At 71.8% G+C, this 13814-nt stretch carries 9 protein-coding genes, 1 tRNA gene and 1 other RNA gene; 7 read left to right on the top strand and 4 right to left on the bottom strand.

Going from position 1 to position 13814, the window contains the following annotated elements; all coding sequences use genetic code 11:
* The first annotated feature begins 49 nt into the window (after nucleotides 1-49).
* Both AC4NN1_RS07825 and AC4NN1_RS07820 read left to right on the top strand, forming a co-directional pair.
* Nucleotides 50-826, top strand: coding sequence for an isocitrate lyase/PEP mutase family protein (locus AC4NN1_RS07825; RefSeq protein ID WP_020098171.1), 777 nt, complete (start codon nucleotides 50-52; stop codon nucleotides 824-826).
* Nucleotides 827-898: 72 nt separating this feature from the next.
* Nucleotides 899-987, top strand: a tRNA-Ser gene (locus tag AC4NN1_RS07820).
* A 61-nt stretch (nucleotides 988-1048) separates the two neighbouring features.
* On the opposite strand, the gene AC4NN1_RS07815 is transcribed toward AC4NN1_RS07820, so the two are convergent.
* From AC4NN1_RS07815 to AC4NN1_RS07805, 3 genes are read right to left on the bottom strand one after another with little or no spacing between them, the layout of a single operon-like run.
* A complete protein-coding gene (locus AC4NN1_RS07815) occupies nucleotides 1049-3292 on the bottom strand; it encodes a transglutaminase TgpA family protein (RefSeq protein ID WP_491954969.1) in 2244 nt (747 codons plus the stop codon).
* Entirely contained in the window at nucleotides 3282-4529 is a 1248-nt protein-coding gene (locus tag AC4NN1_RS07810) for a DUF58 domain-containing protein (RefSeq protein ID WP_491954968.1), read from the bottom strand. Before AC4NN1_RS07810 ends, AC4NN1_RS07815 begins: the two co-directional genes overlap by 11 nt.
* A 13-nt stretch (nucleotides 4530-4542) precedes the next feature.
* A complete protein-coding gene (locus AC4NN1_RS07805; RefSeq protein ID WP_311859263.1) occupies nucleotides 4543-5574 on the bottom strand; it encodes an AAA family ATPase in 1032 nt (343 codons plus the stop codon).
* Nucleotides 5575-5665: 91 nt separating this feature from the next.
* Between AC4NN1_RS07805 and ffs the strand changes: the two genes are divergently transcribed.
* The 5 genes from ffs to AC4NN1_RS07780 all read left to right on the top strand — a co-directional run bounded on the left by ffs (nucleotide 5666) and on the right by AC4NN1_RS07780 (nucleotide 12618).
* Nucleotides 5666-5762: signal recognition particle sRNA small type (gene ffs / locus AC4NN1_RS07800), an RNA gene on the top strand.
* A 74-nt stretch (nucleotides 5763-5836) separates the two neighbouring features.
* Nucleotides 5837-7975 (top strand): phosphate acetyltransferase, encoded by a 2139-nt coding sequence (gene pta, locus AC4NN1_RS07795; RefSeq protein WP_116228292.1) that lies wholly within the window; start codon nucleotides 5837-5839, stop codon nucleotides 7973-7975.
* Nucleotides 7972-9195 carry an acetate/propionate family kinase gene (locus AC4NN1_RS07790; protein ID WP_491954967.1) on the top strand — a complete coding sequence of 408 codons (1224 nt, stop codon included), beginning with the start codon at nucleotides 7972-7974 and terminating at the stop codon, nucleotides 9193-9195. The genes pta and AC4NN1_RS07790 overlap by 4 nt, the downstream gene beginning before the upstream one ends.
* A 22-nt stretch (nucleotides 9196-9217) precedes the next feature.
* Nucleotides 9218-9940: an HAD family hydrolase gene (locus AC4NN1_RS07785; RefSeq protein ID WP_491955208.1), complete on the top strand. Its 723-nt coding sequence runs from the start codon at nucleotides 9218-9220 to the stop codon at nucleotides 9938-9940.
* A gap of 71 nt (nucleotides 9941-10011) precedes the next feature.
* A complete protein-coding gene (locus AC4NN1_RS07780) occupies nucleotides 10012-12618 on the top strand; it encodes a glycoside hydrolase family 65 protein (protein ID WP_491954966.1) in 2607 nt (868 codons plus the stop codon).
* Between the two features lie 2 nt (nucleotides 12619-12620).
* On the opposite strand, the gene AC4NN1_RS07775 is transcribed toward AC4NN1_RS07780, so the two are convergent.
* Nucleotides 12621-13730, bottom strand: a complete 1110-nt coding sequence (locus tag AC4NN1_RS07775) for an NAD(P)-binding domain-containing protein (protein WP_491954965.1) — start codon at nucleotides 13728-13730, stop codon at nucleotides 12621-12623.
* Nucleotides 13731-13814: the final 84 nt, after the last annotated feature.

Here is a 13814-nt window from a genome sequence, read left to right as displayed (position 1 = left end):
CGACGGCCCGGTGGTGCATTCCACCGGGCCGTCGTGGCACGGTGGGAACATGACCACTCTCTCCCTCGAAGGCCGCGCTCGCCGCCTTCGCGACCTGCACGCCGCCCCCGAGATCCTCCGCGTCATCAACGTGTGGGACGTCATCTCGGCGAAGGCCGTGCTCGCTCTGCCCGAGACACGAGCGATCGCGACCGCGGGCCACTCGATCGCGGCATCCTTCGGCTACGACGACGGCACGATCCCCCTCGAGACGACGCTCGACATGGTGGGCCGGATCGTCGAGGCCGCCGGCGACGTCCCCGTGTCGGCCGACCTCGACGACGGGTATGAGGACACCGGCGACACGATCCGCCGGGCGATCGGCGTCGGCATCGTCGGCGCCAACATGGAAGACCGTCTCCGGCCCTTCGACGAGGCCGTCGCGCGGGTCGCCGGCGCCGTCGCGGCAGCCGAGTCCGAGGGTGTCCCGTTCGCGCTCAACGCCCGCACCGACGCCATCGCCAGAGCAGGGGACCGCCCGCTCGAGGAGTCGATCGCCGATGCCATCGCGCGCGGTCGCGCGTTCCTCGACGCGGGCGCCGACGTCGTCTTCGTGCCCGGAGCGCTCGACGCCGACACCACGGCCCGCCTGGTCGAGGGCATCGGCCGGGTCAGCGTGATCGGACTGCCCGGCGCCCTCCGCGCGGCCGAATACGAGAAGCTCGGCGTCGCCCGCATCTCCTACGGCCCGCTCACCCAGCGCGTCGCGTTGACGGCGTACCAGGATCTCGCCGCCGATCTGTACCGGGACGGCGTGATCCCGGACAGCACCCGAGCCCTCAACTGACGGCAGCGGGACGGATGCCGGAGCGCGACCCTCGACAGGGCGGGCGGAGCCTGCGTGGTAGGCTCTCCCGTTGGAAGCGTGTCCGAGCGGCCGAAGGAGCATGGCTGGAATCCATGTAGGCGGGGTAACTCGTCTCGCAGGTTCAAATCCTGTCGCTTCCGCCGGAACGAAGCCCCGCACCTGATGGTGCGGGGCTTCGTCGTTCCCGGAGCGGCCGGGTCCTCAGCGCTGCAGCGGCATCGCCTCGGCGAAGGTCGACCCCGGGTGGACGACGAGCGAGCGCGGCAGCAGACGCGCCGCAAGGCGACGTGGCACCGACACGGCGGCGAACAGCCCGGCGCGGATCGCGGCGGCATCCGTCACGAGCTCGTCACCGTCGGCGTCGCCGAACGAACCGGGCTGCGCGTAGCTCGAGCGCTCGACGGCGCCCACGAGCCGATCCAGCGCGACCGGCGGACCGCCGTGGTCGGCCTGGAGCCGCTCGCCGAACGCCCGCGGCGACTCCGATTCGGGCACCGGGATGCCGAGGTCGAGCGCCGTGTCCTGCACGAGACGCCACGCCGCAGCGGCGCTGCCGCGTCGCGCCTGCGACCGGCGTCGGCGGGAGACGACCGCGCCGGCGAGACCGGGAAGGGAGAGCAGGAGGATGACGCCGGCCACGATCCCCAGGACCGGCAGCACGGTGACGACGGAGAAGGTCGTCGTGGGCGTGGCGCCCGCGGTGGGGTCCTCGTCGGGTCGCGGTGCCGCCGACGCGGTCGAGGTCGGCTGCGGCGTGGCGGTCGCCGACGGCTCGGGCTCGGGCTCGTTCGAGCCGTCGTCCTCCGAGGCGAATCTCTGTGCGGCGCCGAGGCTCTTGGTGGGTTCGAAGGCGACCCAGCCGATGCCCGCGAAGAAGACCTCGGGCCAGGCGTGCAGTTGGGCGGTCGTGGCCTGATAGACGCGATCGTCGCCCTCGACGTCGCCGGTCGGGAGGCCTGGGAGGAATCCCACGACGACGCGGGAGGGCATGTCGAGGGTCCGCGCCATGATCGCGAATGCCGACGCGAAATGGACGCAGTACCCCGACCGCACCTGCAGGAATCGCTCGACGGCTTCGACGCCGGAGCCGTCGAAGCCCTCCTCGACCGGAGCCGAGAGCGAGTAGTCGAAACTCGGCCCGCGGAACCACGACTGCAGGGCGAGCAGACGGTCGTAGTCGTTCGAGGAGTCGGCCGTCACCTCCGTCGCCAGATCGGCGATCTGCGACGGGGTGTCGGCCGGGAGCTCCACCGCTTCGCGGGGGCCGCCGCGGGCCTCGGCCGCGCGCGCCTGCTCGAGGGTGGGCCGCGGCGTCCGGCTCACGACCTCGAACGTCTGGCCGCGTGCGGCGGAGGTGGGCGAGGCGACCGTTCCGTTCGCAGCGGTGATCCGCCAGCTCCCGGTCACCCCGTCGAAGAAGACCGCGTCCGCGGGGACGGGCAGCTGCGCAGAGGAGAGGTCGAGGACCTCGACCGTGCGCCGGTCCTCCACGATCTCGATGCCGTCCGCGGCGGAGTCCTCGGGCGCCCACTCATCGATCGGCACCGAGCGGTTGCGGTCGGGTTGCCACGAGTCTCCCTCCAGCTCGGTGAGGGTCGCGACGCGCAGGTAGGCCGGGGCCGCCGCGGCGCTCCACTGCCGGACCACGGGAATCTCCGCGGGTCGGCGCAGGTCGTCGCCGAGGTTCAGCGACGCGTCGATCGATGTGCCCCCGCCGAACCCGCCACTGGGGGCGGCCGGCGTCGGCAGCGCCGGCGCGGCGATCACGGCGATGACGATAGCGGATGCCGCGATCACGGCCGCGACGGCGCCGACACCGCCGCGCGGGGCGTCGGCGGACCGCGCGCGGTGTCGGGCGCGGGTCTCTGCGCGCAGCAGCCACAGCAGGACGACCGCGAGGAACGCGAAGGCCCACAGGTCCATCACCTGCGGGACGGCGAGCGTCGGGATCAGCCAGACGGCGATCAGGGCGACACCGGCGAGCAGCGGCATCCGCGCCGTCAGGACGACGTGGTCGAGGGCGACCGCGAGCAAGCCGACGGCGCCGACGATGAGGAACGTGAGGGAGGCCGAAGCCTCGAGCGGCGCGACGCCGACGGCGATGTCCGAGCTCGCGATCTCGACCAGTCGCGGCACCCGGGCGAACGCCTCACCCGAGGGGATGACGAACAACCAGGCGACATCCGAGAAGAACACGGCCGTCATCGTCGCGATCCAGATCGCCAGGAGGGACGGGGTCACGACGAGCGCACCGAGCCGGAGCCGGCGCAGCAGGTACCCGGCGCCGAGCAGCAGACCGGCGAGGACGAAGGCGAGTGCAGCCCACGCGCCGCCGGCGATCACGCTGAACAGCGGGACGAGGGCGGCCACGAGACCGAGGAGGAGCGCGACGGTCGACGGCCCGTCGTAGCGGGGGCGCGCGGCGCCCTGCGGTTCAGCCGGCATGAGCGCGCATCCCCTCCGTGCCGACCCCGCCCGGCCACAGCGAGTCGAGCTCGTCCTCGGGTTCGAGGCGGTGCACGCGCCATCCGGCCTCCCGCGCCGTCCGCAGCGCGGCATCCGCGCTGCCCTCGACGAACAGGACGGGCATGCTGCTGTGCGTCACGACGGGAGCGAGGGAGGCGGCATCCGTCACGTCCACCTCACCGGTCACGACGACCACCGGGCCGAGCGTGGATCCCGCGAACAGCGGCGCGAGATCCCGGAGCGAGCCGTCGCGCCGAGCCGTGAGGGTCGCGAAAGCCGTCGTCATCGCCTCGAGCGCCGTGGTGTCGCCCCCCTCGAGCCCCGGGACGAGTTCGGCGCCGTCCACGTCGATGACCGCGACGCTGTATCCCTCGCGAACGAATCGCGCCGCCGCCGAGACCACCGTCGAGACCGCCGCCTCGAAGCCGGGATCCTCGCCCGGGGAGCGCAGGGCCTCGCTGGTCCACCGGGCGGCGGTCCGATCGAACACGATGACGGCCTCGGGATTGGACTCGCGCTCCTCCTGCCGGACCATGAGCTCACCGCGATGCGCGCTGGCGCGCCAGTGGATGCGGCGCATCGAGTCGCCCGGAGCGTACGCGCGGGGGATGAGGTTGTCGGCACCCTGCCCGAGCCGGTCGGTGGTGGACTGCATCGTGCCGCCGGCGGCGCCGGGGAGATCGTCGAGGACCTCGAGCGGGATGAAGGCAGGGGTCACCGTGAGGGGCACGCTCCCGCCGAGTTGCTGCAGCCGGCGCGTCAGACCGAAGGGATCGGTGGTCTCGACCACGAGCGGACCGATCGGGCGCACCCCCCGCCGCCGCGCATGCACACGGTAGGCGATGTCCACGCGGTGGCTGCCCGCGGCGAGCCCCGAGCGGAGCGCCGGATAGACGCCGGTCGGCTCGCCTTCGACACCCCGGGGCAGCCTGTCGTGCCAGGTTCCCACGACCGTCGGCAGCATGGAGCGCGAATCGACCCGGACCCGGACGTCCACCTCGCCGCCCACGGCGGCCACGTCCGGGGCGAAGGAGCGATGCACGCCGTCGGCCCGGTGACCGAGCCACAGCGAGGCGAAGGACAGCGCCACGACAGCCACGAGGAGGACGCCGAAGAACACGAGCGCCGGCACGCCGACGATCGGCGCCAGCACGAAGGAGGCGAGGCCCAGGAGGACCGCTCCCGTGCCGCGAGGGGTCAGCGGCCATCGCGTCATGACGGGCGACCGGTCAGCGCGCGGCGACGGGGACGCGCACCGAGCCCACGACCTGCTCGAGTGCGGCGGCGACGAGGTCTGCCCCGCCCCGTCCGCGGGACACCGCCCCGCCCCGAGCCGCAATCAGCCGGTGGGCGAAGACGGGCTCGATCAGCGCCACGAGATCGTCGGGGATGACGTACTCGCGTCCTTCGAGCGCGGCCCACACCTTCGCGGCGCGGATGAGCTGCAGCGTCGCGCGGGGGCTCGCGCCCAGTCGCAGGTCCGAGTGCTCGCGCGTCGCCCGCGACAGCGCGACGGCGTACTCCTCGACGGCGGGCGAGACGTGGACCGTCCGTGCCCAGGAGATGAGCGAGGCGACGCTCTCGGCGGTGATCACCGGACGGATCGCGTCGAGGGGGTTCGCGCTGTCGCGCTGGCGCAGCATGAGCGCTTCGTTCGCGGCATCCGGGTACCCCATCGAGATGCGCATCATGAACCGGTCGCGCTGCGCTTCGGGGAGCGCGTAGGTTCCCTCCATCTCGAGAGGATTCTGGGTCGCGACGACGAGGAACGGATCCGGCAGACCTCGGCTCGTGCCGTCGACGGTCACCTGGCGCTCCTCCATCGCCTCGAGCAGTGCGGACTGCGTCTTGGGGGAGGAGCGGTTGATCTCGTCGGCGATCACGATGTGGGCGAAGATCGCCCCGGGCTTGAAGTCGAAGCGTCCCTCGGACTGGTCGTAGACGCTCACGCCGGTCACGTCGCTCGGCAGCAGGTCGGGAGTGAACTGGATGCGGCGCACGGTCGCCCGGATCGAGGAGCCCAGCGCGCGGGCGAGCATCGTCTTGCCGACGCCGGGGACGTCCTCGATCAGCAGATGACCTTCGGCCAGCAGGCAGACCAGAGCGGCGCGCACGGCGTGCGGCTTGCCGTCGATGACCTTCGACACCGACTCGACGAGTGCGGTCGTCGTCTCGGCGAACACGGTCGCATCGACCCGGCTGGTGGACCGCGTCGCGGTCCCGCCCCCCGGCGCCGTCATGGTCGTCTGGTCGTCGGTCATCCGTCCCCCTCACGCGGTCGGCGCAGCAGCGCGCCCGGACCGATGCTAACCCGGCCGTCGTAGGCGGGCGCCCGACGTCGGGTAGACTTGCAGCAGCTCTCCGCGAGACGGCACCCAGGCCAACTCCCCCAGGACGGAAACGTAGCAAGGGTAACCGGGCTCTGCCGGGTTCGCGGAGAGTCTTATTTTTGCGGGGGTACCCGCTTCGACCGCAGTCTCGGCTCCCAGCCCGGTCATCGACCCGCGAGCCTAGGCTGGATGCGTGGCTCAGAGCATCTACATCACCTCCGCCGAAGGTCACTCCGGCAAGTCGACGATCGCCCTGGGTGTCCTCGACACCCTGAGCCGTCGGTCGCCACGCGTCGGGGTCTTCCGAGCGATCGCCCGCTCGACCGAGGAACGCGACTACGTGCTCGAGATGCTCCTCGACCACGACGGTGTCGACCTCGGCTACGACGAGTGCATCGGCGCCACCTACGACGAGGTCCGCGCCGATCCGGATGCCGCTCTCGGCCGCATCGTGGAGCGCTACAAGGCTGTCGAGGCGCAGTGCGACGCCGTCGTCATCGTCGGCAGCGACTACACCGACGTGGGCAGTCCCGCCGAGCTCGGGTACAACGCCCGGATCGCCGCGAACCTCGGCGCTCCGGTGCTCGTCGTACTGGCCGGTCAGCCCGCCGACGGGGAGCGTTCGCCGGATGCCGGGGGTCTGTCGCCCGAGCAGGTGGGGAACCTCGCCACCCTCGCCCTGGCGGAGCTCAAGCACGAGCGCGCGGGGATCTTCGCGGTCGTCGTCAACCGGGCCGACCCGGAGCGCCTCGACGACATCGTCGCGGCCGTCCGGGAGGTCCCCGCTGCGGCGGGCGACATCGGCGTCTGGGCGATCCCGGAGGATGCCTACCTCGTGGCTCCGTCCGTGGGCGACGTCGCCCGTTCGCTCGGGGCGAGCCTGGTCAAGGGCGACGAGACCCTTCTCGACCGCGAAGTGCTGCACGTCGTCGTGGCGGGGATGTCGCTCAACAACGTCCTGCCGCGGCTCGAAGAGGCGGCGATCCTCGCCGTCGCCGCCGACCGCACCGAAGTGCTCCTCGCGGCACTGTTGGCGAATGCGTCCGGGACCTTCCCATCACTGTCGGGCATCGTCCTCTACGGTCCGTTCGAGCTCCCCGAACACGTCGAGCGGCTGATCGACGGGCTCGACTCGAACCTCCCGATCCTCGCGACCGATCAGGGTACGTACGAGACCGTCCGCGGCATCATGAGCGCGCGCGGTCGGCTGGCGGCGCACTCGCAGCGCCGCTACGACACGGCGCTGGCGCTCTTCGACACGCACGTCGACACCGATGATCTGCTGCGTCGCATCGGGCTCGCGAGCTCGAGCGTCGTCACGCCCCTCATGTTCCAGTACGGCCTCATCGAGCGTGCGCGCAGCGAGCGCCGGCGCATCGTGCTGCCCGAGGGGAGCGACGACCGCATCCTCCGCGCCGCGGCGACGGCCCTCGCCCGCGGCATCGCCGACATCACGATCCTCGGCGAGCCGATCGAGGTGCGCTCCCGCGCGCTCGAGCTGGGTCTCGACATCCAGGCCGCCGAGGTCCTCAGCCCGTTCGACGCCGTCCACGTCGACAAGTTCGCCCGGGAGTACGAGCGCCTCCGCGCGCACAAGGGCATCACGTTCCGCCAGGCCGCCGACACCGTCACGGACGTCTCCTACTTCGGCACGCTGATGGTGCACCTGGGGCTCGCCGACGGCATGGTCTCGGGCGCCGCGCACACGACGGCGCACACGATCCGTCCCGCGTTCGAGATCATCAAGACGAAGCCGGGCGTCGACGTGGTTTCGAGCGTGTTCCTCATGGCGCTCGCCGACCGCGTCCTCGTCTACGGCGATTGCGCCGTGATCCCCGATCCGACCGCCCCGCAGCTCGCCGACATCGCCGTCTCGTCGGCCGCGACGGCGGACCAGTTCGGGATCTCGCCGCGGGTCGCGATGCTGTCCTACTCGACGGGGGAGTCCGGCTCGGGCGCCGACGTCGAGAAGGTCCGCGAGGCCACCGCGCTCGTGCGCGAGCGCGCCCCGAAGCTGCTCGTCGAAGGCCCCATCCAGTACGACGCGGCCACTGACGCCGCGGTCGCCGCGACGAAGATGCCGGGTTCGGATGTCGCCGGCCGGGCGACCGTGTTCGTGTTCCCCGATCTCAACACCGGCAACAACACGTACAAGGCCGTGCAGCGCTCGGCCGGCGCGGTCGCGATGGGCCCGGTCCTGCAGGGCCTCAACAAGCCCATCAACGACCTCTCCCGCGGAGCGCTCGTCGAAGACATCGTCAACACCATCGCGATCACCGCGATCCAAGCCCAGAACGCGGCGGATGCCGCAGCCCCGGAGACCCGCGCATGACCCCCGTCCTCGTCATCAACAGCGGTTCGTCGTCGTTCAAGTACCAGCTCGTCGACGTCGAGACCGAGCGTGCGCTGGCCTCGGGGCTCGTGGAGCGGATCGGCGAGGCGACCGGCGTCGCCACGCACACCGTCTTCTTCGCCGAGGAGGGGACCGGCGTCACCGCGACGAAGGCGACGACGCGCATCGAACGCCCGATCCCGGATCACACGACCGGCTTCGCGGTCATGCTCGAGGCCTTCGGCGCTCAAGGTCCGTCGCTCGATCGGGCACGGCCCGTCGCCGTCGGCCATCGCGTCGTCCAGGGCGGTGCGCGCTTCTTCGAGCCGACCCTCGTCACCCCGCTCGTCGAGATCAACATCGACGAGCTCTCGGCCCTCGCGCCGCTCCACAATCCGGGCGCGCTCCAGGGCATCCGCGCGGCGCGGGCGGCCTTCGCCGACGTCCCGCACGTGGCCGTGTTCGACACCGCCTTCCACCAGACGATGCCGGCGGCGGCGTACACCTACGCCATCGATCGCGAGATGGCGCAGAAGCACCGCATCCGCAAGTACGGCTTCCACGGTACGAGCCACAAGTTCGTGAGCGAGGCCGCGGCCGCCTTCCTCGGCCGTCCCGTGACGGAGCTGTCGCAGATCGTCCTCCACCTGGGCAACGGCGCCTCGGCGACCGCCATCCGCGGGGGCGAATCCGTCGACACGTCCATGGGCCTCACTCCGCTCGAGGGCCTCGTGATGGGGACCCGTTCGGGCGACATCGACCCCTCCGTCCTTGGCGTCCTCGCCCGACGCGAGGACATGGCCCCGGGCGAGCTCGACTCGTTCCTGAACAAGAGGAGCGGGCTCCTCGGTCTCGCCGGCGCCTCGGACATGCGCGACATCGACGCGCGTCGGCAGGCGGGGGATGCCGACGCCACGCTCGCGTTCGACGTCTACATCCACCGGCTCCGCGCGTACATCGGCGCGTATCTGGCTCAGCTCGGCGGCGCCGACGTCATCTCGTTCACCGCGGGCGTGGGCGAGAACTCCGCCGTGGTGCGGGCGGCGGCTCTCGAGACGTTCGGCTTCGCCGGGGTGCGAGTGGATGCCGAGCGCAATGCCGCCCGCGAGCGCGGCATCCGTGTCATCTCGACCGACGACTCGCCCGTCACCGTCCTCGTCGTCCCGACGGACGAGGAACTCGAGATCGCCCGCCAGGCCCACACGGTCGCGACGGCGTGACGGATACGCTGGAGGCGTGACGATGGCCGAGCTCCCCGACCTCACCCGTTTCGACGGCGTCCTCTTCGACCTCGACGGCGTGCTCACGCCGACCGCCGAGGTCCACATGCACGCCTGGGAGAGCATGTTCACCGAGCTGTTCTCGGCCTGGGGCATCGAACCGGCCTACGCCGAGGGCGACTACTTCGAGCACCTCGACGGCAAGAAGCGCTACGACGGCGTCGCGAGCCTGCTGCGCTCCCGCGACGTCGAGGTCCCCTGGGGCGATCCCTCCGACGACCCGTCCGCCGACACCGTGTGCGGGATCGGCAACCGCAAGAACGTCGTCTTCGAGCGGGTCCTCCGCGCCGACGGCATCGCCGCCTACCCGGGCTCGCTCGCCCTCGTCGAGAAGCTGCAGGCAGCCGGCGTCCCGATCGCGGTCGTCTCCAGCTCGAAGAACGCCCGCGAGGTCCTCACCGCCGCCGGCATCATCGACCGCTTCCCGGTCATCATGGACGGCGTCGTCGCCGAGGCCGAGCACTTGAACTCCAAGCCCGCCCCCGACGTCTTCGCCCGCGCGGCCGAGATGCTCGGCGTCGACCCTCGGCACAGCGCCGCCGTCGAGGACGCGCACTCCGGCGTGCGCTCGGCCGCCGCGGCCGGGTACGGTCTCGTGGTGGGTGTCGACCGCGGCGCTGGGGAAGCCGCCCTGCGCGAGGCCGGCGCTCACGTCGTCGTCGACGACCTCGCCGTCTTCGTCTGATCCGCCCCCGGTGCGCCCGCGCCACCGGCATCCCCCCGCTTCTCGTCCTGCCACCCGAAGAAGGACCCTTCATGATCGATCGTCAGCGCTTCCCCGTGGACCCGTGGCGTCTCGTCGAGACGTCGTTCTCGCTGGATGACCCCGGCGTCACCGAGACCCTCTTCGCCGAGGGGAACGGCTACCTGGGTCTGCGCGGCAACCACCCCGAAGGCCGCCACGCCCACGAGCACGGCACCTTCCTCAACGGCTTCCACGAGGTCTTCCCGATCCGCCACGCCGAGCGCGCGTTCGGGTTCGCCGAGGTCGGTCAGACGATCATCAACGCGCCCGACAGCAAGGTCATGCGCGTCTACGTCGACGACGAGCCCCTCTCGCTCGACATCGCCGACCTCCGGGAGTACGAGCGCGCCCTCGACATGCGCCGGGGCGTCCTCACCCGCCACATCCGATGGATGACACCGAGCGGCAAGGACGTCGTGATCGACTACGAGCGGCTGGTCTCGTTCGAGGAGCGGCACGTCGCCGTCATGCGGATCTCGGTCACCGTCCTCAACGCCGATGCGCCCGTCACCGTCAGCTGCCAGCTGATCAACCGGCAGGACGGTCAGGACGTCTACGGCGGTGGAGGACTCGGAAAGCAGGCCTCGGCCGGCTTCGACCCGCGCAAGGCCGACGGCTTCCAGGACCGCGTGCTGCAGCCCGAGGACTACTGGCAGGACGGCGACCGCGCCGCGCTGTCCTACAAGGTGAACGAATCGGGCATGACGGTGGCCGTCGTCGCCGACCACCTCGTCGAGACCGACAACGAGTTCTCGTCCCGCTCCCTCGTCGAGCCCGACATCGCCAAGAACGTCTTCCGGGTGCAGGCGCGCCAGGGGGTGCCCGTCACGATCACGAAGGCCGTGGCGTACCACACGTCCCGCGGCGTCCCCGCGCGGGAACTGGTCGAGCGCGCCCGTCGCACCCTCGACCGGGTCGAGCACGAGGGCATCCAGAACCTCTTCGATCGCCAGGAGGCCTGGATCTCGGCGTTCTGGGAGCGCTCGGACGTGGTCATCGAGGGCCACGACGACCTCCAGCAGGCGACACGCTGGTGCCTGTACCAGCTCGCACAGGCGGCCGCCCGCGCCGACTCGCTCGGCGTGCCCGCCAAGGGCGTCACGGGATCGGGCTACAGCGGCCACTACTTCTGGGACACCGAGGTCTACGTCCTGCCCTTCCTCGCCTACACGACTCCGCTCTGGGCGCGGAACGCGTTGCGGATGCGGTACCTCATGCTCCCCGCTGCGCGGAAGCGCGCCGGCCAGCTGAACGAGGCGGGAGCGCTGTTCCCCTGGCGCACCATCAACGGCGAAGAGGCGTCCGCCTACTACGCCGCCGGGACCGCGCAGTACCACATCAACGCCGACATCGCCTTCGCCCTCGGCAAGTACGTCCGCGCCACCGGCGACACCGACTTCCTCTACCGGGAGGGCGTCGACATCCTCGTCGAGACCGCGCGTCTGTGGGCGACGCTCGGCTTCTGGCGGTTCACCGAGACCGGTGACCCCGAGAGCTTCCACATCCACGGCGTGACGGGCCCCGACGAGTACACGACCGTCGTCAACGACAACCTGTTCACGAACGTCATGGCCCGCTACAACCTCCGGTATGCGGCCAGGGTCGTCCGCGAGATGGCGATCGACCAGCCCGAGTCCTATCGGGCGATGGCGGAGCGGCTCGACCTCGACGAGGCGGAGCCGGCCGCCTGGCAGAGCGCCGGCGAGGCCATGCACATCCCGTACAGCGAAGCCCTCGGCATCCACCCGCAGGACGCGGTCTTCCTGGAGCGCGAGGTGTGGGACCTCGAGAACACCCCCGAGGAGCAGCGCCCGCTGCTGCTGCACTTCCACCCGCTCGTGATCTACCGGTACCAGGTGCTCAAGCAGGCCGACGTCGTGCTCGCGCTGTACCTGCAGGGCAACCAGTTCACCCCCGCCGAGAAGCTCGCCGACTTCGAGTACTACGACGCACTGACGACGGGGGATTCGACGCTGTCCGCGGTCGTCCAGGCGATCCTCGCCGCCGAGGTGGGGTACCAGGACCTCGCGCTGGAGTACTTCCGCGAATCCGCCTTCGTCGACCTCGGCGACCTGCACAGCAACGCGTCCGACGGCGTGCACGTGGCCTCAGCCGGCGGCGTGTGGACGGCCCTCGTCGCCGGGTTCGGCGGGATGCGCGACCACCGCGGCGCGCTGAGCTTCGACCCGCGTCTGCCGGCGGATTGGCCGTCGCTGTCGTACACGCTGCACTGGCACGGCACCCGCCTGCAGATCACCGTCCGCCGCGACGAGATGGTCGTCACGGCGGGCGACGGACCGGGGGTCTCGTTCACGGTCCGCGGCGCCGGCTACACGGTCGCGGGCGGCGAGACGGTCACGGTGCCGCTGCAGGGCCAGGGCCCCGTCATCCCGGGTCGCCCGACGCTGAAGCAGATCGGCGAGCAGCTCCGCGAGGACGGCACGCTGCTGTCGGCATCGGTGCCCGATGCGACCGCCGCCACCTCCGTCCCCGTGCACACCGGAACGATCCCCATCGTGACGGCCGGCCCCGAGAACACGGATGCCGCGGGCGAACCCGACACCCGGACGCAGCAGATCCCCGCGATCGACGCGGGCGACGTGACCGCGAGGGTCTGACCTCAGACCCCCGCGGCCACCCGCTCGCGGAAGATGGCGCGGACGGCCTCGCGTCCGGCCCGATTGGCGCCGACCGTCGACTGCGACGGGCCGTAGCCGATGAGGAAGAGGCGCGGCTCGTCGATCGCGCGGGTGTCGCGCACCCGGACGCCTCCGGCGGCGGTGCGCAGCCCGAGCGGGGCGAGGTGGGCGATGTCGGCCCGGAACCCGGTGGCCCACAGGATGACCTCCGCGGGCTCGAGGGTGCCGTCCGGCATCCGAACCCCGTCCGGTTCGACAGCGGTGAACATCGGATGCCACACCAGAGCCCCGCGGTCCTTCGCCGCCTGGGCCCAGGGCGACCAGTGGGCGCCGGTGACCGACACGACGCTCCCCGGCGGGAGACCTTGCCGCACGCGCTCCTCGACACCCGCGATGGCCTGGATGCGGGCGGCCGTGTCGAAGCCCGTCGCGTCCCACTGCGGCTCGGTGCGCGACACCCAGAAGGTGTCGGTCACCCGCGAGATCTCGTCGAGCAACTGGATCGCCGAGACCCCGGCGCCCACGATGACGACCCGTCGGCCGCGGAACTCCTCGGCGGAACGGTAGTCGTGGACGTGCAGCTGTCGTCCTGCGAACGATCCCTGTCCGGGGTAGGTCGGCCAGAAGGGCTTCCGCCACGTGCCGGTCGCGTTGATGACGTACCGCGCCGACCACGAGGCGGGCGCCCCGGCATCCTCCGCCTCGATCGTCAGCGGTCCGTGCGGGTCGTCGTCCGGGCGTCGGACGGCGCGGACGCGGACGGGCCGCCGTACCCGCAGGTCGTACCGGTCCTCGTAGGCGGCGAAGTAGGCGGGCAGCACCTCGCGGCTGGGGGCCTCCGGATCGGCGGGCGGCACAGCGTAGCCCGGCAGTTCGTGGATGCCGTTGACCGTCCCCATGAGGAGGGTGGGCCACCGGTGCTGCCAGGCGCCACCGGGATCGGCGTCGGCGTCGACGACGAGGAAGGTGGGGGAGCCGTCGGCGGCGGCGTCGCGGAGCGGGACGAACCCGCGGCGGCGCAGGTGGTACGCGGCGCTCAGCCCCGCCTGGCCCGCGCCGATGACGAGGACGTCGACGGGGGTGGGGGGCATGCCCGCTGCAACGCGCGCGGTGCCCGCGCTGTTCCCCCTCGCGGTCGCCCGGGCCGCCCCGACCGCGCGCCCGTTAGGCTGACC

The organism is Microbacterium sp. MDV22-iso44 (assembly GCF_058629135.1).
This window is presented reverse-complemented; position numbering and strand designations above follow the sequence as displayed.

Excerpts from the sequence above, each read along its gene's own strand:
- AC4NN1_RS07815 (WP_491954969.1), bottom strand. The coding sequence starts at position 3,292 with ATGCCGGCTGAACCGCAGGGCGCCGCGCGCCCCCGCTACGACGGGCCG.
- AC4NN1_RS07785 (WP_491955208.1), top strand. The coding sequence starts at position 9,218 with ATGGCCGAGCTCCCCGACCTCACCCGTTTCGACGGCGTCCTCTTCGAC.
- AC4NN1_RS07780 (WP_491954966.1), top strand. The coding sequence starts at position 10,012 with ATGATCGATCGTCAGCGCTTCCCCGTGGACCCGTGGCGTCTCGTCGAG.
- AC4NN1_RS07825 (WP_020098171.1), top strand. The coding sequence starts at position 50 with ATGACCACTCTCTCCCTCGAAGGCCGCGCTCGCCGCCTTCGCGACCTG.
- AC4NN1_RS07810 (WP_491954968.1), bottom strand. The coding sequence starts at position 4,529 with ATGACGCGATGGCCGCTGACCCCTCGCGGCACGGGAGCGGTCCTCCTG.
- AC4NN1_RS07790 (WP_491954967.1), top strand. The coding sequence starts at position 7,972 with ATGACCCCCGTCCTCGTCATCAACAGCGGTTCGTCGTCGTTCAAGTAC.
- AC4NN1_RS07805 (WP_311859263.1), bottom strand. The coding sequence starts at position 5,574 with ATGACCGACGACCAGACGACCATGACGGCGCCGGGGGGCGGGACCGCG.
- AC4NN1_RS07775 (WP_491954965.1), bottom strand. The coding sequence starts at position 13,730 with ATGCCCCCCACCCCCGTCGACGTCCTCGTCATCGGCGCGGGCCAGGCG.